Here is a 23280-nt window from a genome sequence, read left to right on the forward strand (position 1 = left end):
AAAAGTAAATACTAATACCACGTTTAGAAGTGGATATTAGTATTTACCTTAGGTTTGTTTACCCTATTTAATTAGGTTAGGATTTGATCGAATTACATGAACCACTCTTAGTCTTCATAATTTCAGAGTTCTTGCATTGATGGCTACAATTATAGTACTTAAAGACATTAATATTGCTCCAAGGGCTGGAGTTAGAACAATGCCGATAGGATATAATACTCCTGCTGCTAAAGGGATTGCAGCGATATTATAGCCAGCAGCCCACCACAAGTTTTGTGTCATCTTTCGGTAGGTAGCCCTTGAAAGTTTAATAATATTGACAACATCAAGCGGATTGCTTTTTACAAGGACAACATCGGCAGTTTCGATGGCTACATCAGTACCTGCACCTACAGCAATGCCTAGATCCGCTTTAGCAAGAGCAGGGGCATCGTTTACGCCGTCTCCAGTCATCGCAGTCCGAAGTCGTTCAACTTGTTGGATATGCTCAATCTTTTCGGATTTCTCGTGTGGAAGGACTTCAGCAAAAATTTCTTCCATCCCGAGTTGCTGGCCAACATAATGTGCCACTTTTTCATTATCGCCTGTAAGCATGATGGATTTGACGTTCATTTCTTTTAGTATATTGATCGCATCTATGGCTGTCTCACGGACGATATCCGCAAGGGCGATCATCCCTGCAAGTTTTTTGTCAATCAATGTGAATACTACCGTTTTTCCTTCCAAAGACCATTGATTGAATTGAATTTTATCAAATTTGAGGTTCAGCTCTTTCACATAACCAGGACTGACGACCATAACTTGTTTTCCCTCTACTATACCTTCTAGCCCTTTTCCGGTTAAAGATTGGAAACTTTCGACTCGTTGAAGAGGGATGCCCATCTCTTCTGCTTTCCTGATTACACCTTTCGCAAGAGGGTGTTGTGATTGCGCTTCAACTGCGGCTGCATATGAAATAACATTAACTTCACTAAAGTCCCCAAATGTATAGATGTTGGTTACACCGAACTCACCTTTCGTAAGTGTACCGGTTTTATCGAAGACGACTGCTTCAATATTTCGGGCGCCTTCAAAAGCAGCCCGATTTCGGATGAGGAGTCCATTTTTAGCTGCGATCGATGTTGAAACTGCCACAACCAATGGAGCTGCCAATCCTAAAGCATGTGGACAAGCAATGATTAGCACTGTCACCATTCTTTCCATGGCGAATGAAACGGGATAACCAAGGGAAATCCAAATAATGAACGTGATCAAGCCTGCTGCCAGTGCACCGTAAAACAACCACTTTGCAGCACGGTTGGCAAGGTCTTGGGCTCGTGATTTGGATTCTTGCGCTTCTCTTACCAAGGTAATTACTTGTGAAAGGTACGTTTCACTACCGGTTTTCATGACAGAGATGACTAAGGATCCTTCGCCATTTATAGATCCTCCAATTGCCTCTAGGCCGGCTTCTTTTTCCACAGGAACTGATTCACCAGTAAGCATCGATTCATCAATTGTCGATTTCCCTTCAAGTATCATTCCATCAACCGGCACTTTTTCACCAGGCTTGACGAGTACATGATCCCCTTTTTTCAACTGCGTTACATCAACTTCTTGAATGTTTCCATCAGCATCGATTAGATGTGCCTCCGAAGGCATCAGCTTTGCCAACTCTTCCAAAGCCTTTGATGCACCCATGACTGAACGCATTTCAATCCAATGACCAAGAAGCATAATGTCGACTAAAGTAGCCAATTCCCAGAAGAAATCATTTTCTGCAAAGCCGAAAACTGCTGCTGTACTATATACGTAGGCCACAGTAATCGCCAATGTAATCAACGTCATCATTCCGGGGGTTCTACTTTTTATCTCATCCTTAGCTCCAACAAGAAATGGCCAACCTCCATAAAAGAATACAAAGGTAGATAATGCAAAAAGAATATACAAATCCCCAGTAAAACGCCAGTCAACATTCAAAAACATTTGAATCATTGGTGACAAAATTAAAATAGGAATAGTAACAATTAGCGAAATATAAAAACGCCTTTTAAAATCTTCGACCATATGTGCATGATGATTGTGATGTCCGTGATGTTGTTCGTGGGAATGTTTGGAATGCTGATCATGTTGTTGCCCAGGTGCAGAATGTTTTTCCGATTCGTGGTGATGATGTGAGTGGTTCGACACACCATTACCTCCTCTCTTATCCAATTTTAGGTATGTGTCAATTATACCCATTAAATATGCAAAGTTTATGCACTATTTGTCATTCAACTTGAATTTCTCCCAAAAATCCATCATTTAGTTCATGGATTCGACATACCCTTGTAAGGTATATAGCGTTTGCAATATGATTATGGTTTGATTAATATTTGTCAAAAAGGTGGGGGATTAATGGGGGATTACCAGTTATTTGTACTAGGTTCACTGGGTTTATTAACTTTCATAGTTGTTATCTTGGCTGTAAGATTAAAAAAAGTATTAGGGACTATGCAAGGCATGATCATCTCAATGTTCTATGGTATGAACGTGGGCTTGACTGCTGGTGTTCTACTAGGTGTAACTTATCAAGGGGAGCTATTCCTTTCAACAATCCTCTCAATGGCCATTGGTGTTTTTGCAGGCTCATTGTGTGGACTGTGCTTTGGAGTTCTATCGGTATTAGAGGGAGTTATGGCTGGATTAATGGGCGGTATGATGGGGGCAATGGTTGGAGAGATGATTCGTGCAGACCAGTCGATTAGTTTGGTCCAGATTTTTTTGTTTTTATCAATCAGCACTATTTTTATTATAGCTATTGTGAAAACTCCTCGAAATGCAAAGGTGCACAAAAAAAAGTGGTTATTAAAACCTTTGGTGATCTCAACATTTATTGCTTTTTACTTAATTGGTGGCAATTCCATAGCAGAGAAAAATAGAATTTTAGGGGAATCGTCATCATCTAACAGTCATCATTCAGCAACATCTAATTCAACCGAGAAACTTAATAAAGAAGGACAAATTATTACTATAGATGCCATTGATATGAAGTACTCAACTAATAAAATTATAGTTGAGAAAGACAGAGAGGTCACCTTGACACTCAAAAATCTAGATAATATAGATCATGATATTGAAATTAAAGTTTCATCCCTTCCAAATAGTAATGAATCACATCATAATCATCAAACAGGAAGCAATGTGATACATCTCCATGCCTCACCAAAAAGTACTGAAACTCTTACATTTACACCTACTGAATCAGGAATTTATGAATTTTATTGTACTATTCCCGGGCATAAGGAATTTGGAATGATTGGTCAATTCATTGTAAGCTAGCACTTAACAGAAGGGGTGAATGTGATTAAATGGACCGTAGGCATTTTAATAGCAGTACTAATTATCAGTGGGATTATTATTAAAATGGTTAAGTCAAATACAGAACTAACTGAGTCGATTGAAACAATTCAAGCCGCGTATGTAACATCGGTAATAGATAATGAATCAGGACTTGAAAAAGGAAAAGTACCACCGAATTTTGAACTTCCTACGCTTTCGGGTGAAAAAGTGAAGCTAACTGATTATAAAGGGAAAATAGTTATTCTTAATTTCTGGGCGTCATGGTGTGGCCCATGCAAGGTGGAAATGCCCCATATGCAAAATTATTATAAGAATAACAAGGATGCTACAAATGTGGAAATCATTGCAGTTAATATGACCTCCGAAGAGAGAGGAGGGCAGAAAAGTATTGAGAAGTTTGTCAAGGAGTACGGACTAACTTTTCCTATCCTACTGGATAATGATGGAATAGTGATGGATTTGTATAATATCATAACGATTCCGACCACGTATGTAATTGACACGGATGGAGTAATCAGTCAAAAGATACTTGGACCTATGGATGACAAAATGATAAATGAACTTGTTGAGAATCTTAAGTAGAAGCCTTCAATAAATGTGATAATCTATATAACGAAAACGCTTAGATGAATTTTTTCTAAGCGTTTTTTGACGTGCCCATGTATTTCTGCATTTTTTATCCTTAAAAAATCCTAAGATTAGTAATGTGAATGTCATGTTATTGTAAAGCGGATTTCATATTCTTTGTGCTAAAGTTAACCTATAAATAGAACAGAACAAATAGATAGAAAATAATACAGTTGGGGTGGAAAATGAAAATACGTGTTTATCAATTAGTAATGGCTGTGTTTCTTATGAGCACGATACAATTTACGATTCTAAATAAAGCCAGTGCTGCAAATTCAAATGATATAGCATCCTATGCCGAAAAGTTTCATGGTACGCCGTATAAATTTGGAGGTACAACTCCCAAGGGCTTTGACTGTTCGGGATATATACGGTACGTCTTTAATGAGTTAAACATCAGTTTACCAAGAACATCGGCAGACCAGTTTAGAGTAGGAACTTCGATTAGTAAAGAAGATCTGATGCCTGGGGATCTTGTGTTTTTTGCAAATACGTATAAAAAAGGAATTTCACACACGGGAATCTACTTAGGGAATAACGAATTTATCTCAGCCAAGAGCCGTGGTGTTCTTAAGGCCAATTTAAAAACAGATCCTTATTGGGCTCCGAAGTATGCCGGTGCCAAACGTGTAGCGAATATTCACTAAACGAAATCGGCGTCATAAATGGCTATGAAGATTCCACATTTAAACCTGAAAAGTCAATTACACGAGGTCAAACAGCAGCAATGATAAATCGTGAACTCAAATTAAAGGCATCCACCGAAGTAACATTTACGAATGTTGCGCCTAATCACCAATATGCAGCCGACATCGCGGCTTTGAATGAAGCAGGAATCCTTCAAGGTTATGCAACAGGTGATTTTGGTATTAACGACAAACTTACACGTGCGCATCTTGCCGCAATCGTGGATAGATCGTTTGATCTTCAAGAAAAAATAGATGGTAATGTGAAAGTCGCGTCCAATTATAATGATGTACCATCTAGTCACTGGGCGTCCGAATCAATTCATGCACTGAAGACATTGGATCAGACAACAGTGTTTCAATCTAAAAACTTTAGCATCGCTAAAGAAGCGACACGCGCAGAATTCTCAGCTGCCGTATATAGTGCAATTTCGGGAAGTTACTATTTATAAAAGGCACCCATCGTGTTGAAAAGATGGGTGCCTTTTTTAATAGCATTTCGGCTAGGATTCTCAAATGTGATAGGTTAAAAGTTTTCAAAATTCCTGGAACTGATATTTTACTTTGATTTGCTTTATATTAGGATTTTCAGTAATAATGATATTGCATGTAACATTTGTATAAGTGCAAATACAAAACTCAAAGGAGTAAATCATGAAGGAAAATAAAATAAAAATCGCTGTAAATGGCGGTATCAATTATGGTGCTAAGCTCACTGCAAAACAGCTAATGGTATTGGCCAAACATTTAGGAGATGATGAGGAACTCGAGTTAACTACTTTTCAGCAATTATACGTTGAGATACCTGAAGAGAAAAAAGAAGAAATCATTGCAGAGTTTAATGAAGCTGGACTTCATTGTTATCCAGTCGGGAATTATGTTAAAAGTTTACGGACATGTAACTTTTGCAAAGGGTCTGAAGAAGAAGGAATGCCTGTTGCGATTGAATTGAACAATAGAATAGCAGGAACTCCAGTTCCTGTCACGTTAAGACCTGCATATACAGGTTGTCCAGTTGGTTGTGGAGAGCCGCTCATGAATGATATTGGTGTTATGAAGACAAGGGATACTTATAGTCTGTATATCGGTGGAAAATCAAAAGGAAACGATGCTTCAGTCGGTCAATTATTCAAGGATAAGCTTTCTCCGGAAGAATTGTATTCAGTTGTTGAACAATTAATTGATTTATACGGCAGACAGGGAAAAAAGCGGGAACAATTTCACAAGTTTGTAAAACGGGTTGGAAACGAAGCTTTATTTGAGCATATCAAATGAAACCGTCGTTAATTTGCATTGGAATTGAAAGAAGTAAAGAGTTATAATAGGGATAAGGGGTATGATTACTAGTCGGGGAGGGGAGAAGAATGCAGGAAACAAACAAATCTACTGTTCAACCAAATAAGCAGCAGCTTCTAAACCGTTTAAAACGCATTGAAGGGCAAGTGAGGGGGGTTCATCAAATGGTTGAAAACGACCGTTACTGTGTGGATATTTTACACCAAATCAGTGCCATTCAATCAGCGATGAACAAGGTTTCTCTCGCTTTGCTGGAAGATCACACTCATCACTGTGTAGCAAATGCGATTAAAGGGCAAGACGGCGAAAATTCCATTAAGGAATTGATGGATGTCATGAAAACAATGACGAAATAAAGAGCTCTGATTTTTTTATTTAACAGTTGACATACCATGCGGGGGTATAGTAAATTTAAAGTAATAACTGATTAGGAGGTCGTCAAAATGAATGAAACATTGAAAGTTCAAGGGATGTCATGTAATCATTGCGTCAATTCTATTGAGGAAAGCGTTGGGAATCTTACAGGCGTTTCTGCCGTAAAGGTGAATCTTAGCAGTGGTGAAGTTTCTGTAGAATTTGACAGCGGGCAAACAACATTGGATCAAATTAAGGAAACGATTGAAGAGCAAGGGTATGACATCGCCTAATCTCGGGTATCATACTTTCGTAAATTGAATCGACAATCGACAAACAATCTTCCGGTTATACCACTGGGGGGGAGTAGGCGGCGGGTAAGATCGTACCATCTGGTATGGTCTTTCTTTTTAATCTCAATATACCCCCTCTATGTATTGGAGTGATAAAAAATGACAAATAAAGAAAAAACGTTGCAAATTCAAGGAATGACTTGTTCAGCATGCGCGAACCGAATTGAAAAGGGGCTTTCGAAAATAGAGGGCGTTGAACGAGCAAATGTGAACTTTGCATTGGAACGTTCAACAATCGTCTATGACCCAGAGAAAACGAATGTCAATGAGTTTAAGGAAAGGGTTGAAAAGCTCGGCTACAGTGTCGTTCAAGAAAAAACCTCTTTTGATATTTCGGGCATGACCTGCGCGGCTTGTGCTACGAGGATTGAAAAAAGAATTAGTAAGATGGATGGAGTAACAAATGCAAACGTCAACTTTGCGTTAGAAACAATTGCTGTCGAATATGATGACAAACAAGTGCAAACATCAGACATGATAACAGCTGTAAAAAAATTAGGATATGAATTGATTCCGAAGCAAGATGGGCAAAAGAAGATGGATCACAAAGAACAAGAAATCAAGAAGCAACAGAGAAAGTTCATTATTTCATTGATCCTGACGGCTCCGTTATTATGGACAATGGTGGCTCATTTTGATTTTCTGTCTTTTATTTATTTGCCTAATGTTCTAATGAATCCGTGGGTACAGCTTGCGCTTGCAACACCGGTTCAATTTTTTGTTGGTGCCCAGTTTTATAAAGGTGCTTTCAATGCTTTACGAAATAAAAGTGCCAACATGGACGTTTTGGTTGCACTGGGTACGAGCGCAGCGTACTTCTACAGTCTCTATTTGTCAATCGAATGGATGAGTACAGGTAGTGTCGGGCATCCGGAACTCTATTTTGAAGCTTCAGCTGTCATTATCAGTTTAATCGTACTTGGTAAGTTATTTGAAGTTCGTGCAAAAGGGAAAACGAGTCAGGCTATTCAAAAGCTACTTGGTTTGCAGGCTAAAACAGCCCGAGTTCTGAGAAATAACACCGAACAAGAAATCCCAATTGAAGAAGTGGTGGCAGGAGATATTATCCTAGTCAAACCGGGTGAAAAGATTCCGGTGGATGGGGAAATTATTGAAGGACGATCTGCAATCGATGAATCGATGATAACGGGCGAAAGTATACCGATTGATAAAGTTGCGGGCGACGTTGTAATTGGTGCAACGATTAATAAGAATGGTTCGTTGCAAATCAAAGCAACAAAAGTGGGAAAAGATACAGCTTTAGCACAAATTGTCAAAGTGGTTGAAGAGGCACAAGGGTCTAAGGCGGATATTCAGCGATTGGCTGACCGAATTTCTGGAGTTTTCGTGCCTATCGTTGTTGTCATTGCAATTGTCACTTTCTTTATTTGGTATTTTGCTGTGACATCGGGTGATTTCCGCTCAGCGCTTATCCCGACCATTTCGATTTTGGTCATTGCTTGCCCATGTGCACTTGGATTGGCAACACCGACTTCTATCATGGCAGGTTCTGGTAGGGCTGCTGAAATGGGCCTTCTCTTTAAAGGCGGAGAACATCTGGAGAACACACAATCAATTGACACAGTCGTATTAGATAAAACAGGAACCGTTACAAAAGGCGAACCTGCACTAACAGATATTCTGGTGGTCGATGGATTTGATGAAGAGGAAGTTCTTCAATTGATTGGAACTGCTGAAAATCAATCGGAGCATCCATTGGCACAAGCAATTGTTAAAGGTGTAAAAGAGAAAGGTCTATCACTTCTTGAAACGACTGACTTTGAAGCTTTACCGGGATTTGGTATTCGAGCCGAAGTAAATGGTAGGGAAGTGTTAGTTGGCACAAGAAAATTGATGAGAGAGCGTAACATTGCAACTTTGGATTCAGAAACCTCGATGGAGGAGCTGGAAAGTGAAGGGAAAACAGCTATGCTTATAGCTGTGGATACTAAACTTGCCGGTGTTGTCGCAGTAGCCGACACCGTAAAAGATACTTCAAAAGAAGCAATTGCAAGAATGCAGGAGTTAGGTCTGGAAGTCATTATGCTAACGGGTGACAATAAACGAACTGCAGAGGCCATTGCCCGTCAAGTAGGTCTGTCTAACGTAATTGCGGAAGTGCTTCCAGAACAGAAAAGTGAAGAGATCAAAAAACTTCAGGAACAAGGCAAAAAGGTGGCGATGGTAGGGGACGGAATCAATGACGCTCCAGCACTTGCCATGGCAAATGTCGGAATGGCAGTCGGGACCGGAACAGATATCGCCATAGAAGCAGCAGACATTACGCTAATGCGAGGAGACTTAAATAGTGTTGCTGATGCAATTATTATGAGCCGAAAAACAATGCGGAATATAAAAGAGAACTTGTTTTTTGCTTTCATTTACAACACAATTGGAATTCCGATTGCAGCTATTGGCTTATTAGCTCCTTGGGTAGCGGGGGCGGCGATGGCGTTCAGTTCTGTATCCGTCGTGTTGAATGCATTGCGACTACAGAAAGTGAATATAAGAAATTAAAAATGAAGGGCCTATACCAACTTTTAACTGGAGTTGTTATAGGTCCTTTTATATCTAAAAAAGAATACATCTTGTTACATTAGGTTGCTATAATTGTCGTCTAACACATTCTGCTCCCTAGTCTTAATATCGGTTGTGTTCACGTTCTGGGGGCACTGGGCTTGGCCTATCCATTGTTAAGCACATATTAGATCTTCATCAAACCGATATTAAAGTGGAAAGTGAAGTAGGGGCAGGAACAACCTTTAATTTTTCACTTCCTTTGACTTTGAACGAACCTACTAACAGGAAATAGGCAATTCTCTGTTCATCATCCGTTCATACATTGCTATACTTAATTGGCACTGGGTGACTATGAATATTAAGGAGGAAATCTAAATGAAAAAATCAAGACGTGAAACAAAGGAAGATTCACATATTGTCGACCGTGAATCGAACAGCAAAACACCTCGTTGGGTTAAGGTATCAGGGATTATCGCAATCGTTCTAGTCTTACTAGTCGTCCTTATTATGATTGTCAGCGGTGGTAAACACGGCCCTGGTCGCCACCTACCGTCTTCGATCGGCGTTGAGCAAAGTGTGGAACAGCAATGGTCATGAAACCCGCTCTTCGCAAGATAGCACTCACTGTGCATATCACTTCTTCGGTGGGCTGGCTCGGCGCGGTAGTTGGTTTCCTGGCACTTGTTGTTGCGGCTCTCTCCAGTCAAGAAATTAAGACAGTTCAAGCTGTATGGATAGCGATGGAGTTGACTGGCTGGTTCGCCATCGTCCCGTTGGCCCTTATCTCGCTGCTATCCGGGCTTGTTATGTCACTTTGCACCCAGTGGGGGTTATTGAAACACTACTGGGTCCTCTTTAAGCTCTTGCTAACCATTCTAGCCATCACAGTCTTGCTACTAAATATGCAAACTGTTAGCTTCCTCGCAGAGGTAGCAAACGATACGGGATATACCGATCTTGGCGGGTTGTGGGGCGAACTCATCCACTCTGGTGGCGGCTTACTGGTTTTGCTTGTAATAACAATATTGTCTGTGTACAAGCCGCGAGGTTTGACCCGGCACGGACGGCATAAACAAAACAGATGATATAATATTAAATAACATGTTGCGGGATAGTGTTATAATTCGAAAATGATTTATTGAACAGCTGCTTTTTATTTTGAAATGTAGTATATATTTACTCGTTTTAGAAACAAAAATAATTAGACTTTCCTTCAATAATTAGTACGGGATTGTCCCTTATTAACCTTTTCCCTTCTGGATTACTTAAAATATGCAAAATACAAGGATTAATTGTGACTTATTTTTTCATAATTAACACCCGTATTATGCATATTTTTTTCATATTTTCTTGCTACACTGAAAAGGAAATATACCGGAAGTGAGGGAATAGAACTGGTGGGAATAAAGATTAAAATTGCACTATTAACGATTAGTATATTGGTTATTGGCGGTTGTAGTAACAGCGTTCAACCTGACAAGGAAATGGATCATAACATGGAGGAAATGGACCATTCCACTATGGGTGACATGATGGAAGGGCATATGAGTCATGATGAGGTAGTCATGTTAAATGACTCAACAGGAGAAAACGAACTGAGAATTCCTTCCATTCTTGAACAGGATGATGAGGAAGGTGTCGTATACACGGTACGGGCACAAAGAGGAAAGACTGAAATATTCGATGGGACTGAAACGGAAACGTATGGATACAACGGGTCGTTTCTAGGACCAATGCTCCGTCTAGAGAAAGGTGACAACGTAAAAATTAGAACGATAAATGAGTTGGATGAAGCTACGACTTTCCACTGGCACGGCCTGGAAGTAGCTGCGGACGTTGACGGCGGACCGCATGATGCGCTTGAACCGGGAGAAGAAAAAGTGATTGAATTTGAAGTGACACAAGAAGCGTCAACACTATGGTTTCATCCACATCCTCACGAAAAAACCTCTGAACAAGTTTACAACGGCCTTGCGGGTTTGATCTATATCGAGGATGAAAATTCGAAAAGCCTGGGATTGCCGACTGATTATGGGGAAAATGATATTCCTTTAATTTTTCAAGATAAGATTTTCGACGAGGAAAAACAATTGAATTATAGCGCTGCCAAGAATGATGACGGAACAATCGGAGATACACTATTGATCAATGGAACTCTAAATCCGAAATTAACTGTAAACAAAGAGAAAGTACGTCTTCGTTTATTAAATGGTTCAAATGCGAGAAATTATACATTCAAATTGAATACAGGGGATTCCTTTGTTCAAATTGCAACAGATGGCGGTTTCTTGAATGAGCCGGTCACTTTAAATGAAGTTACACTGACACCTTCTGAGAGAGCTGAAATAGTTGTTGATTTTTCACAGCTCGATACGGAAAAAGATCTGGCGCTTATAAATGAGGATGGATCTATCCTTTTACCCTTTGAGGTTTCTGTTCAAAGCGAAACGGTAAGCAGAATTCCAGGATTGATGAACGACTTTTCATTAACAGAGGAAGAAATGGACTTGCCAGTCACGAAAAAGATCGAACTGTTTGGGATGATGGACATGGTAACAATCAATGGAAAGAAGTTTGATCCGGAAAGAATTGACTTTACACAACAGCAAGGGGTTACAGAAGTGTGGGAAATTTACAATAAACCGGACATGATGGGCGGAATGATTCATCCATTCCACATTCACGGGGCACAATTTAAAATAATCTCCAGGAATGGAGAAGCACCACCAGAAAATGAACGTGGATGGAAGGACAGTATTTCGGTATCACCCGATGAGACGGTAAAAATAGCGATACAATTTAAGAATAAGGGTGTGTATATGTTCCATTGTCATAATCTTGAACATGAAGACAATGGGATGATGGGACAGGTAAAAGTCGAATAAAGATCAATCTATTCAATTGCGTGAGAAAGAAGTAACAGCCAGTGTGCAGTCGTTCACACTGGCTGTTTTGGAATTCATCTAAGGAAAATATCATTCTATCTAAAGGTAGGCCATATAATGTTTCCAAAAATCAAGCCACATTCAAAGAAAAAGAATAAGAAGAAAAAGAAAAAGTCCTTGCTTGCTGTTCTTTTGTATATTGCTATTATATTATTTCATATTTGGTTACTGATTGTTTCCTTGCTTGCGTTAAATTATCGGAATACTAGAAACAAAGAAGAATATCCTGAATTTGGAAGAGAATCTTCGTTTTCGAATATTGGAACGGAAACGTTGGACAACCATTCTGGTAGTGCGGTTTCACTTGCAAAGTCGAACGTTTCTACAAATAGCAAATCAGATAAAAAAATCATGAAGAGCGTTGAGCAACAACCAGGTAGAGATGAATTTAAACCTAACATGAAGGACTTATTAAAAGATAGTGATCTTGCTTTCAAGGATCTTGATGCAATCTTTGCAAATATGAAATCGCCCAAAAGCTATTCAAAAGACTCCATACACTCGACATTTGGGCGAGATGTCGTGTATATATATCACACCCATAACCGGGAATCCTTTTTACCGTTTTTAAAAGACACAAATAATCCACAAAACGCGTATCACTCAAAAGTAAATATGACATTAGTTGGAGAAATGCTAGGGAAAGCATTGGAAAGAAGAGGTGTAGGAGCAAAAGTGAATTCAACTGATATTGTTCAGGAACTAAGTTTACGGGGATTAGACTATAACAGTTCTTATGAGCTTTCAGGGGAAATAGTTAGGGAGGCACGCGGTGAAAATGCAGATTTAGACATTTTCTTGGACTTACATCGTGATTCCTTACGGAAGGATTCTACAACCGTAAAATTGAATGGGGAAGACTATGCACAGCTTTTGTTTGTTGTTGGGACGGGACATGAAGATTTTGCAAAGAATCTTTCTTTTGCTGAGGGAGTTAATGATATTCTATCCACGCAGTATCCGGGTTTGTCGAAAGGTATATTGAAAAAGGACCAAAGCCAAGGAAACGGAGTTTTTAACCAGGATCTTTCACCGAATTCCATTATTGTTGAAATTGGTGGGGTAGATAATACAACAGAAGAACTACATCGAAGTGTTGAAGCATTTGCAGACGTATTAAGCGAGTATTATTGGCACGGGAAATGATTTGATTGAAAAGATTCGTAATGGAAAATAAGGATTTTTTATGGATATGCCCATTTCCCGTTTAAATTCATTCCTTCGGGGAAAAATTACACCGAATGAAAAAATAAGGAGATGAGTCCATGAATTCGAAATACGCAGAAACTCTTAAGGTTATTCTAGAATGCCTGGAGGAATGCAATACTTGTTTCGATGCTTGCTTGAAAGAAGAAAACGTTAAGATGATGGCTGAATGCATACGATTGGATCGTGAATGTGCCGATGTTTGTGCTTTCGCTGCACAGGCGATAACTCGTAACAGCCCTTTCACTAATCAGATTCTGGAACTTTGTGCAGAGGTCTGCGACCGTTGTGCGGAAGAGTGTGCTAAGCATGAAGAGGATCACTGCGAACGCTGTGCAGAGTCTTGCCGCAAATGCGCCAAAGCATGTCGTCAAGCGGTAGCGTAAACATACTGAAAAAACTTTATCGAAGGAGCTATCCCGAGAAATTTTTAAATGGTTTCTTGGGATAGCTTCATTCATAACAAATTTAGAAAAAACAGAGGTGCATTTGACACATGAAGACGCATTTATTTATTCTAGGTCTCGTGATGGTTATTGGTTTAAGTGGGTGTGGGAATAAAACGACCAACGAGAAAAGCACAGACGTCACTATTGAAACAAAACAGGAAGATATGGAAATTGAGATGAACCATTCCGGCTCAGGTGAAGTCCCTGCAAATTTAAAGGTGGCTGAAAATCCAACCTTTAAAGTCGGAAGTGAAGCAATCATTGAAACTGATCATATGAAAGGAATGAAAGGCGCCGTTGCAACAATTGTGGGTGCTTATGATACGACAGCCTACGCAATTTCATATACCCCAGTAACTGGTGGAGAAAGAGTGGAAAATCATAAATGGGTTATCCAAGAAGAGATTAAGGATGCTGATGATAAAACTTATGAGCCAGGATCTGAGGTCACTATAGAGGCAGATCATATGAAAGGGATGGAAGGGGCATTAGCTGAAATTGATTCAGCCGAAAAAACTACTGTCTATATGATCGATTATACTCCGACTACCGGTGGTGAAGAAGTAACTAATCATAAATGGGTTACAGAAAGTGAACTTTCTCCTAAATAAAAGTTTGACTAACTCTCATTTGAATTAAGGTTTAGTGGTGCTTTATTTGAAAATCCATCCATATTAAAAAGAGCTAACCCACTATGGTTTAGCTCTTTTTCAATAAAGTTATTAATATTTGGATCTCATCAATCGTAGAGAGTTCAATACAACAATCACTGTCGCACCCATATCCGCAAATATCGCCATCCATAACGTCAACCAACCTGGAATAATTAATAACAGGGCGATTAATTTAAGACCTAACGCGAATGAAACATTCTGCAAAATAATATTTAGCGTTTTACGGCTTAGACTGATTGTATAGGGTAGTTTCTCCAAATCATCAGCCATGAGGGCAATGTCTGCGGTTTCCAGAGCTGTATCAGTTCCAGCACCGCCCATTGCAATCCCCACAGTCGCACTCGCTAATGCAGGTGCATCATTGACACCGTCTCCGACCATCGCCACTTTTCCATATTGGTTGCGTAGAGATTTGATTGTATCTAGTTTGTCTTGTGGCATCAATTCCGCTTTCACTTCAGATAGACCTAGTTGGCTGCCGATAGCGTTTGCTGTAGCCTTGTTATCTCCAGTGAGCATAATTGCTTTTTGTATGCCTAATTCATATAACTTTTGAATAATTGTTAAGCTGCTTTGTCGCACTTGATCGGCGACCGCAATCAAGCCCTTCACATCATTTCCGACCCCTAACAACATAACTGTTTTACCCTCTTTTTGAAGTGTTTCAATTTGGAGCTCATATTGTTCAGGTAACATTGACAATTCACGGAACATATTCGGGCTTCCAATCTGAACAAGTTCATTGTTAACAGTCGCTTTAGCACCTTTACCCGTTATTGATTGGAAATCATCGACAGGAACTAATGCCAAATTTAGTTTCTCTGCATTTCTAAAAATTGCAGATGCTAAAGGATGCTGTGAGAATTTCTCGACAGATGCAGAGTTACGCAGAATTTCATCAGAACTCATATCTGTCAATGGAACGATATCCGTTACTTCCGGTGTACCTTGTGTCAATGTACCAGTCTTGTCAAATGCAACTACTTTCAAGCGCCCGGTTTCCTCTAAGTGAACTCCACCTTTTATTAGCACGCCATTCCGTGCAGCATTTCCAATCGCGGTCACAATTGCAACAGGAGTGGAAATGACCAACGCACATGGGCAACCTACAACAAGTACGACGAGTCCCCGATAAATCCATTCACTCCAAACGCCGCCTAAAAACATAGGAGGAATCACAATAATGAGAAAGGAGATAATCATTATTGCAGGAGTATAATATTTAGCGAATCTGTCTACAAACTGCTGTGAAGGAGCCTTTTCAGCTTGAGCTTCCTCTACTAAGTGGATAATCTTTGCGATAGTCGTATCCTCTACGCGTTTTGTCACACGGACTTCCAATGAGCCTTCTTCATTGATTGTTCCGGCAAAAACTTCGTCGCCAGGAACTTTATGGACAGGAACAGATTCTCCGGTAATGGCAGCCTGATTGATGGAGGAGCTTCCTTTTACGACTTCTCCATCCATTGCAATCTTCTGGCCGGGTTTTATGATCATTATATCGTCAATTTGAATCTCTTCAACATCGATTTCAAATTCATTATTTCCACGCCTGATGATTGCTGTATTCGGTGCAATATCCATAAGGGAGCGGATGGAGTTTCGTGCTTTATCAATCGAATAACTTTCAAGCGCTTCACTTATAGCAAATAGGAAGACAACTACTGCACCTTCACCCCATTCTCCAATCAGGGCAGCGCCAATTACAGCAATCGTCATAAGGGTATTCATATCGAACTGCAATTTAGATAGATTGACGAGCCCTACCTTGAATAGATTATATCCTCCAACTAGAATTGCTGACGCAAAGAGAGCGATAGATAGCGCATTGTCTTCTCCCTGATAAAACGTAGCGATATATCCTAGAATGAGCAGGAACAGTGATGCAACGGTCGTCTGATTCTCCCGTTTTTTCCAAAACGGCTCTTTTACTTCAACGACCCGTTGTTTTTCAGGATAAACTTTAATTCCATCAAAAGCGCCAGCTTTTTCCAATTGTTCTACCGAAGCATCGCCTACCACAGTTATTTTAGAAGCACCAAAATTCAACTGGACATCCTCGACTGTATTAATTTCGCGAATGTTTTTTTCGAATTTAGCAGCGCAATTCGTACAGGATAGACCTTGCAGCCTATAAACGTTTTTTTCTGAACTCATTTAGACCATCCTTCCTTTGAATGTTCGAGCGCAATATTCACTAATTGATGGACATGTTCGTCAACCAATGAATAGAAGACAAGCTTTCCTTTTTTCTTGGATGCGGTAATCCCCATGTCGCGTAAATAACGCAAATGGTGGGAGGCGTTTGCAGTTGATGTATTTAAGACATTGGCAACATCACATACGCACATCTCCTCTTCAAGTGTTAGTGCATAGGCAACCTTCAAGCGATTGGCATCTGCGAGGGCTTTAAAAAGTAGCTCCACGCCACTGATTTCTTCAATTCGCTCACTCACGCGATTAACGACTGTTTCATGATAACAATATGTCTCACAAGAATCAGTAGTGGCGGAGTCAATTTGATCTTTCAATATTTCCGTCATTTCTTCACCTCATTCAAATATTCATTTGATTAACTATAGCATATGTAGCCGTTGGAATTTTGTCAATAATAATGTTCAAATGGCTATTTTAATGAGTGGCTTTTCTGTTACAATTGTTTTGAATTAATGGCATTGCCAAAGTTGGCGGAAGGAAGGTTTGAGATGAAGAGAATCATAAGTGCGACACTGATTTTATTATTTGCATTTTCATCCAGTGCCTATGCACATACAGGCTTAACGAGTTCGTCACCTGCTGATGGAGACGACATTAATGAAGACGTTTATGAAATTGTATTGGAATTTAATACGAAAATTGAATTGACGAGTACAGTAAAAGTCTTCAATGTGAATAACGAAGAAATCGCCAGTAATACGCAAGTGAATGACAATGTGATGACAAGCGGCTTCATGGAACCTTTAGAAAACGGTACATATACAGTGGAATGGAAGATTATTGGTGCAGATGGTCACCCGATACAGGGAACTTATTCATTCAAGGTAAATCAAGAAGAAATAAATGATCCCGCTGTCTCTGGAGAATCTGGAGAAACAACTGATGCACCTACGGAAGAGCCAGTAGAAGAGCCAGTAGAAGAGCCAGTAGAGCAGCCGGTTGAAATCCATTCAAAAATAGCTTCAAATGATATTCTAGTTGTAATTCTTGTCATTTTATTCACTTTGGCCGGTGGATTTTTTGGCTGGATAATAGGAAGAAGGCAAAAGTAAATGGTTTGGATTTATCTTTCTGAAAGTCTATTGTATCTCTGTTTTTCGTTATTGATGGGTGCATTTATCATTCAATTCATCCCGGACCGGTTGAGACCAACTATTCATATCCCAAAACGGTTAATTCAATTGTCGGTTTTAGGAGTTGTGTTCTTTTCGGTTGCACCAGTCATAAGGGTTATTCTATTTCTTTATGAGGATATAGGCCTGTTCGCTACGATGGAAAGCGTTCTAAGTGGATTTGAAGTCGGGAAGGCTTGGAATCTTACGGTCATACTTGTAATTTTCTTTTACCTATTCGTTTCGTTGTTCCCGGTATTGAAAAGCAAATTGCTATCCGGTATTGCTCTCGCTTTCACTCTTGTCCTGCTTTTAGCATTGGGCTGGGCTAGTCACGCAGCTTCACTTACCGTATGGAGTGGATTCGTCTTCCATTCATTGCACTTTCTGGCCGTTACGGTATGGATCGGGATCCTTCTTATCGTCGGTTGGTGTTCAAAAGACCAAGAGAATTGGCTTTCTTACTTAAAGTGGTTTACCCCTTTGGCAATCGTATGTTTTCTTACAATTGCGGGAACTGGATTATTCCTTATGACATTGGTAATTGGTGTGAAGGAATATGGGGACGCTTGGATGGTACCGTATGGACAAGCCCTATTGATGAAGCACCTGACAATCATTCCAGTTTTGTTTTTTGCATTTATAAACGGATTTTGGATCAGACGCAAATTGAAACAGCAAGAGCAAATCAACCCAATAGCATGGTTGAAGTTCGAAAGCATTCTCCTATTCTTTACGTTTGTTTCGACCGGCGTCCTGGGGCAACAGGAGCCTCCTCATAGTATTGAGATTACGCTCGCGGGTAGTGGCCCCTCAGCTATCTTCGATTATTTCTATTCAGGGGTCATTGATCCTTCAATGAGTTTGCAATTCGGGTTGAATACTATAAATTTATTGTTCTTTATCGTAGCGATTATTTTTACGTGGCTTATCATGTACAGCTTTAGGAAAAAGACGCCTGCAGTAGTTCCTTTTTTCATGGGAATGTTCTGTGTCCTATCTCTATATTTCGGGTTACTGGCTAGCATTCAATAAACAAATAAAAGAGAAGAGGTATTAGATGAAACAGAATAAGAGTTCAAATATGAAATTTGCAGTTATTATCACACTCGTGGCAGTAGCATTATTGGCGGCAATAGCTGTATTCAGCAACAAGCAGGAATCCCCTACAACCGAAATAAAACAAATTGATGTAACTGGACAGCCCTTGTTCGGAGAGGAAGATGCCCCTGTGACGGTAGTGGAATTCGGTGATTTTAAATGCCCTGCATGTAAAGCTTGGGGTGAAAGGGTCTATCCGGCATTAGTTAAGGATTATATTGAAACAGGTAAAGTGAAATTTTCTTTTGTCAACGTATTATTCCACGGTGAAGAATCGACTTTAGGCTCGATTGCCGCTGAATCGGTTTTTGAGCGTAATCCTGAGGTGTATTGGGATTTCCACCAAGCCTTGTTTGATGCGCAGCCTGTTGAAGATCATGACGCCTTATGGATAACACCTGAAAGAATACTCGAAATTGCAAGTGGGTTTTCTGAAATTGATCAAACGCTTTTAAAAGAAGACATGGAACAGCAAGCGACTATGGAAAGCGTTAAGATTGATGAAGAATTAGTACAAGAAGCTGGCGTTGCAATGACTCCGACGATTGTCATAAACGGGAAAGTAATGGAAGATCCTTTTGATTATGAAGCCATTAAGGCGGCAATAGAACAAGAAATTAAGGATGAAAACTGATGGAGAATACAGGAAGTCATGCCAAGCAGCAAGGTTATCTATTATATATTGCATGGGTTGTCTCATTAATTGCCATGTTAGGAAGCCTGTACTTCAGTGAAATCAAAGGATATATTCCATGTGAATTATGTTGGTATCAGCGTATTCTTATGTACCCCCTTACTTTGATATTGGGGATAGGGACTTTCCAGAATGACATTAGCGTTAAAAAGTTCGTGCTTCCGTTATCAATAGTTGGGGGAAGCATATCGTTCATGCATTATTTAGAGCAGAAGATACCTGGCTTTGGAGGAATCAAGCCTTGTGTGAGTGGTGTACCTTGTAATGCCCAATATATAAATTGGTTTGGATTTGTTACAATACCATTTTTGGCGTTAGTTGCATTTGTGATTATTGCCTGCTGTATGATATTAATTCAACAACCAAAGAAGTCAATAAAGTAATAAAAATATTTTAGAAGCCAAAGAAATCAACGAAGCAAAGTTGTCATTCCTCTGGCTTCTTTGTTATATAAAAAACTTTTTAAAGGGGAGAAAATTATGCGGTATGGGACCATTGTTATCGGGGGAGGTCAAGCTGGACTGGCGATGGGATATTATTTAAAGCAAAGCAATGAAAGCTTCTTAATTTTGGATAAAGGGCAGGAGTTGGGTGAAGTATGGAAAGACAGATACGACTCCTTACAGTTGTTTACTCCCAGGATGTATAGTTCATTGCCTGGTCTTATCCTGGAAGGAAAACAGCATGGGTTTCCTTCGAAGGATGAAATTGCGGATTACTTGAAGCGCTATGCAGAAGCGTTTGCTTTGCCAGTAGCATTGAATACCCAAGTTCTGTCCGTAACAAGAAATGAAATGGGGTTTTGTGTAGAAACAACAAAAGGTATATTCTATGCGTTAAAAGTTGTTGTCGCCACCGGACCATTTCAAACAAAAAGGATTCCCGCATTTGCGAGTTCACTTAGTGAAGATGTCTTGCAACTGCATTCATCTGAATATAAGAACCCTGGTCAGCTTAAACAAGGAAATGTACTTGTTGTAGGAGGCGGTAATAGCGGGGCTCAAATAGCAGTTGAATTGTCAGAGCTGCGAGAAACGTATTTAGCCATAAGTAAAAAGCCAAGTTATTTCCCATTAACGATTAGTGGAAAGAGTGTGTTTTGGTGGTTGGATAAATTGGGAATACTTAAAGTGAGAAACACATCAATCATTGGGAATTTAATACAGAAAAAGGGTGACCCTCTCTTTGGGAGTGAATTAAAAAATGCCATAAGAAACCTGTCAGTGACGTTAAAGGGAAGGGTTGTAAATGGCAAGGATGAGCAAATCATATTCGACGATTCAACTACCCTTGAAGTGAATAATATTATTTGGGCAACTGGTTTCCAACAAAAGTATGACTGGATACAAGTGGATGGGGTGTTTGATCAGCAGGATAAAATCATTCACAACAGGGGGATTAGCCCGGTAAAAGGTCTTTACTTTTTAGGTTTACCATGGCAATCACGAAGGGGATCTTCTTTGCTTCAGGGAGTAGGTTACGACGCTAAGTACATCATTGAACATATGAAAACGACAACTATGTAGAGGGGATACTTGAATGGGGAATCACCAACATAACCACTTTGCAGAACAACGGGAAAGTAACAAACGCGGTCTCATTATTGCCTTGTCCATTACGACGCTCATCATGCTTTTGGAGTTTTTCGGTGGGCTTTTCACAAATAGTTTAGCCCTGCTGTCAGATAGTGGTCATATGCTCTCTGATGCAAGCTCGATGGCTTTAAGTCTTGTGGCCATTTGGTTTGCCAGCAGGCCGCCATCGCCAAGTAAGACGTACGGGTATTATCGTTTTGAAATTCTAACTGCTTTATTTAATGGCGTTACGTTATTTGTGATTGCCGGGTTTATCGTCAAAGAAGCAATTCAGCGTTTTAGTGATCCACCGACAGTTGCAAGTGGAACTATGATGATGATTGCATTCATCGGGTTAGTCGCTAATGTTATTAGTGCAGTGACTCTATTAAAGAAAGCGGATGTAAAAGGGAATATTAATTTAAAGAGTGCGTATATACACATAATTGGTGACGCTTTAGGTTCGGTTGGTGCCATATTGGCTGGTCTATTCATGCTCTTGTTTGACTGGTATATTGCAGATCCGATTATCTCTGTGATAGTCGCATTATTGATTTTGAAAAGTGCATGGGGAGTTCTTAAACAAAGTATTCATATTTTGATGGAAGGGTCACCGCTGACGATTAATAAAGAAGAAGTTATAGCTGAATTAGAAGGTATTGAAGGAGTGAATAATGTTCATGATCTACATGTTTGGACAATTACGTCAGGTCTAGATACATTTAGCTGTCATATTCTAATTGACGAGGATAAAGAAGAACAAATAATTCTTCAACAAGCAATCAATTTAATCCGTGACAACTACAAAATTGAACATACTACCATTCAAATTGAAAAATCAAACCTTCAACATCAAGAATTGAATATATAATAGAGCCGGCATAAATTAAGCTGAATACCCATATAAACATAGTGACAAACTATAAAAGGATGGTTAATTGACTCATGCATGGTTTATCGGTTTTTTATCAACTTTTGTCGGAATTGGTACGGGCGGTCTAATCGCAAGATTTATAAATGGTTTTAAGAAAAGTATTGGTACTATCTACGGGTTATGCACGGGAATGATCTTAGGATTAATCAGTTTTGAAATCGTGCCGGAAGCTTTACAACTTGGCAATTGGATGTTTTTCTTATTTGGTTTCCTAGCTGGGATTTTGTTATTCAAGCTTCTACATATCGGGTTCCATGATAACTCTGGTACTTCTAAAGGTTTACACAAATATCATAATAAAAGGTTAGGCTTTTTCTTGGCCCTGATTATCTCTATCCATAATCTTCCCATGGGAATTGTTCTCGGTGCCGGTGACGAATCTGAATTAAGTATAGCTCTATTGCAGGCATTAATATTGCACAATGTACCCGAAGGTATGATCCTATTTACGCCATTATTTATCGCAGGATTTAGTACATATATGTTATTCTTTATATCGATTATCGTCGCTGTTCCTGTTGGGATTGGTGCTTTCATTGGTGAATTGATCGGAATGCAAAACCAACTTTTATGGGGGTTCCTTATAAGTTTAACTGTAGGAACTATTTACATGGTTGCTATCAAGGAAATCCTGACTGAATCAACCAGGCAATCATCAAATATCTATAGCTTACTGACTGCATTAATTGGTTTTTGTCTGATGGGTGCCTATCTGATTTATTTTTAAGAACGATGTAAGATGTGCATTGTACTCGACTATTATTTGACCCTGTACTTTGGTACAGGGTTTATACTGCGTATGAGGTGAATTTTATGTATCATATTGGAGAGCTGGCGGAAAAATGTAACGTCAATAAAGAAACCATTCGGTATTATGAACGATTAGGATTAATTCCGGAACCGTCTCGTACAGAGTCAGGATATAGGATATATACAGAACGAAGCGTTGATCGATTAAATTTCATTAAACGCATCCAGGAATTAGGTTTTACTTTAAAGGAAATTGATAAGCTTTTAGGTGTAGTCGATCGTGATGAAACCAAGTGCCAGGGTATGTATGATTTCACTACCAATAAGATAGATGATATTCAAAAGAAAATTCAAGATCTTGAAAGAATAGAACAAATGCTTATCGATTTAAAAGAAAGATGTCCTGAAAACAAAGATATTTATGAATGCCCTATTATTGAAACTTTACAAGAAATTTAATAACGGAG

The 23280-nt window shown here is 39.5% G+C and carries 25 protein-coding genes and 2 pseudogenes; 24 read left to right on the plus strand and 3 right to left on the minus strand.

The genetic code is table 11. The features are described 5' to 3' along the window. Nucleotides 1-114: 114 nt before the first annotated feature. The gene (locus tag P5G49_RS10660) at nucleotides 115-2220 is read right to left on the minus strand and encodes a copper-translocating P-type ATPase (protein ID WP_435877208.1); all 2106 of its coding nucleotides are present in this window, start codon (nucleotides 2218-2220) and stop codon (nucleotides 115-117) included. Nucleotides 2221-2325: 105 nt separating this feature from the next. Here P5G49_RS10660 and P5G49_RS10665 point away from each other — a divergent pair, with 105 nt between their 5' ends. From P5G49_RS10665 to P5G49_RS10735, 16 genes and pseudogenes are all read left to right on the plus strand, one after another. Beyond that, a complete protein-coding gene (locus P5G49_RS10665) occupies nucleotides 2326-3300 on the plus strand; it encodes a plastocyanin/azurin family copper-binding protein (protein ID WP_301243689.1) in 975 nt (324 codons plus the stop codon). Between the two features lie 21 nt (nucleotides 3301-3321). Then, a complete protein-coding gene (locus P5G49_RS10670) occupies nucleotides 3322-3903 on the plus strand; it encodes a peroxiredoxin family protein (RefSeq protein ID WP_301243690.1) in 582 nt (193 codons plus the stop codon). A 230-nt stretch (nucleotides 3904-4133) separates the two neighbouring features. After that, entirely contained in the window at nucleotides 4134-4595 is a 462-nt protein-coding gene (locus P5G49_RS10675; RefSeq protein WP_301243691.1) for a C40 family peptidase, read from the plus strand. Then, a pseudogene (locus P5G49_RS17495) lies at nucleotides 4547-4666 on the plus strand (S-layer homology domain-containing protein); the annotation flags it as partial. The gene P5G49_RS10675 and the pseudogene P5G49_RS17495, both read left to right, overlap by 49 nt. A gap of 9 nt (nucleotides 4667-4675) precedes the next feature. Then, nucleotides 4676-5086 (plus strand): S-layer homology domain-containing protein, encoded by a 411-nt coding sequence (locus P5G49_RS10680; protein WP_301243692.1) that lies wholly within the window; start codon nucleotides 4676-4678, stop codon nucleotides 5084-5086. 202 nt (nucleotides 5087-5288) lie between these two features. Next, nucleotides 5289-5909 carry an NAD(P)/FAD-dependent oxidoreductase gene (locus tag P5G49_RS10685; RefSeq protein ID WP_301243693.1) on the plus strand — a complete coding sequence of 207 codons (621 nt, stop codon included), beginning with the start codon at nucleotides 5289-5291 and terminating at the stop codon, nucleotides 5907-5909. An 89-nt stretch (nucleotides 5910-5998) separates the two neighbouring features. Continuing rightward, on the plus strand, nucleotides 5999-6286 hold the full coding sequence (locus tag P5G49_RS10690) for a metal-sensitive transcriptional regulator (protein ID WP_251695117.1): 288 nt from the start codon (nucleotides 5999-6001) through the stop codon (nucleotides 6284-6286). A gap of 87 nt (nucleotides 6287-6373) precedes the next feature. Then, the gene (gene copZ / locus P5G49_RS10695) at nucleotides 6374-6577 is read left to right on the plus strand and encodes a copper chaperone CopZ (RefSeq protein WP_262173190.1); all 204 of its coding nucleotides are present in this window, start codon (nucleotides 6374-6376) and stop codon (nucleotides 6575-6577) included. Between the two features lie 159 nt (nucleotides 6578-6736). Continuing rightward, nucleotides 6737-9154, plus strand: coding sequence for a heavy metal translocating P-type ATPase (locus tag P5G49_RS10700; RefSeq protein WP_301243694.1), 2418 nt, complete (start codon nucleotides 6737-6739; stop codon nucleotides 9152-9154). A 145-nt stretch (nucleotides 9155-9299) separates the two neighbouring features. After that, nucleotides 9300-9449 (plus strand): annotated as a pseudogene (locus tag P5G49_RS10705) (ATP-binding protein); the annotation flags it as partial. A gap of 83 nt (nucleotides 9450-9532) precedes the next feature. Next, nucleotides 9533-9754 carry a hypothetical protein gene (locus P5G49_RS10710; protein WP_301243695.1) on the plus strand — a complete coding sequence of 74 codons (222 nt, stop codon included), beginning with the start codon at nucleotides 9533-9535 and terminating at the stop codon, nucleotides 9752-9754. After that, nucleotides 9745-10242, plus strand: coding sequence for a DUF2269 domain-containing protein (locus P5G49_RS10715; RefSeq protein ID WP_301243696.1), 498 nt, complete (start codon nucleotides 9745-9747; stop codon nucleotides 10240-10242). The genes P5G49_RS10710 and P5G49_RS10715 overlap by 10 nt, the downstream gene beginning before the upstream one ends. 312 nt (nucleotides 10243-10554) lie before the next feature. Then, complete coding sequence (locus tag P5G49_RS10720; RefSeq protein ID WP_301243697.1) at nucleotides 10555-12042, plus strand: multicopper oxidase family protein; 1488 nt, start codon at nucleotides 10555-10557, stop codon at nucleotides 12040-12042. 117 nt (nucleotides 12043-12159) lie between these two features. Further along, nucleotides 12160-13248, plus strand: coding sequence for a stage II sporulation protein P (locus P5G49_RS10725; protein ID WP_301243698.1), 1089 nt, complete (start codon nucleotides 12160-12162; stop codon nucleotides 13246-13248). 119 nt (nucleotides 13249-13367) lie between these two features. Further along, nucleotides 13368-13694, plus strand: a complete 327-nt coding sequence (locus P5G49_RS10730) for a four-helix bundle copper-binding protein (RefSeq protein ID WP_301243699.1) — start codon at nucleotides 13368-13370, stop codon at nucleotides 13692-13694. Nucleotides 13695-13804: 110 nt separating this feature from the next. Further along, nucleotides 13805-14368: a YdhK family protein gene (locus P5G49_RS10735; RefSeq protein ID WP_301243700.1), complete on the plus strand. Its 564-nt coding sequence runs from the start codon at nucleotides 13805-13807 to the stop codon at nucleotides 14366-14368. 111 nt (nucleotides 14369-14479) lie between these two features. On the opposite strand, the gene P5G49_RS10740 is transcribed toward P5G49_RS10735, so the two are convergent. Next, nucleotides 14480-16588, minus strand: coding sequence for a heavy metal translocating P-type ATPase (locus P5G49_RS10740; protein WP_301243701.1), 2109 nt, complete (start codon nucleotides 16586-16588; stop codon nucleotides 14480-14482). Beyond that, nucleotides 16585-16974 (minus strand): ArsR/SmtB family transcription factor, encoded by a 390-nt coding sequence (locus P5G49_RS10745; protein ID WP_301243702.1) that lies wholly within the window; start codon nucleotides 16972-16974, stop codon nucleotides 16585-16587. The genes P5G49_RS10740 and P5G49_RS10745 overlap by 4 nt, the downstream gene beginning before the upstream one ends. A 162-nt stretch (nucleotides 16975-17136) precedes the next feature. Here P5G49_RS10745 and P5G49_RS10750 point away from each other — a divergent pair, with 162 nt between their 5' ends. From P5G49_RS10750 to merR, 8 genes are all read left to right on the plus strand, one after another. Beyond that, entirely contained in the window at nucleotides 17137-17700 is a 564-nt protein-coding gene (locus P5G49_RS10750; RefSeq protein WP_301243703.1) for a copper resistance CopC family protein, read from the plus strand. After that, complete coding sequence (locus P5G49_RS10755) at nucleotides 17701-18795, plus strand: copper resistance D family protein (protein WP_301243704.1); 1095 nt, start codon at nucleotides 17701-17703, stop codon at nucleotides 18793-18795. Between the two features lie 25 nt (nucleotides 18796-18820). Further along, a complete protein-coding gene (locus P5G49_RS10760) occupies nucleotides 18821-19495 on the plus strand; it encodes a DsbA family protein (protein WP_301243705.1) in 675 nt (224 codons plus the stop codon). Next, nucleotides 19495-19938, plus strand: a complete 444-nt coding sequence (locus P5G49_RS10765) for a disulfide oxidoreductase (protein WP_301243706.1) — start codon at nucleotides 19495-19497, stop codon at nucleotides 19936-19938. Before P5G49_RS10760 ends, P5G49_RS10765 begins: the two co-directional genes overlap by 1 nt. 96 nt (nucleotides 19939-20034) lie before the next feature. Further along, nucleotides 20035-21081 carry a flavin-containing monooxygenase gene (locus tag P5G49_RS10770; RefSeq protein ID WP_301243707.1) on the plus strand — a complete coding sequence of 349 codons (1047 nt, stop codon included), beginning with the start codon at nucleotides 20035-20037 and terminating at the stop codon, nucleotides 21079-21081. A 13-nt stretch (nucleotides 21082-21094) separates the two neighbouring features. Then, complete coding sequence (locus tag P5G49_RS10775) at nucleotides 21095-22000, plus strand: cation diffusion facilitator family transporter (RefSeq protein ID WP_301243708.1); 906 nt, start codon at nucleotides 21095-21097, stop codon at nucleotides 21998-22000. A 67-nt stretch (nucleotides 22001-22067) separates the two neighbouring features. Beyond that, a complete protein-coding gene (locus tag P5G49_RS10780) occupies nucleotides 22068-22790 on the plus strand; it encodes a ZIP family metal transporter (protein WP_301243709.1) in 723 nt (240 codons plus the stop codon). Nucleotides 22791-22876: 86 nt separating this feature from the next. Beyond that, entirely contained in the window at nucleotides 22877-23272 is a 396-nt protein-coding gene (gene merR / locus P5G49_RS10785; protein WP_301243710.1) for a mercury resistance transcriptional regulator MerR, read from the plus strand. Nucleotides 23273-23280 lie beyond the last annotated feature (8 nt).

Origin of the sequence: Sporosarcina highlanderae, from assembly GCF_030433715.1 — a bacterium.
GTDB lineage: Bacteria > Bacillota > Bacilli > Bacillales_A > Planococcaceae > Sporosarcina > Sporosarcina highlanderae.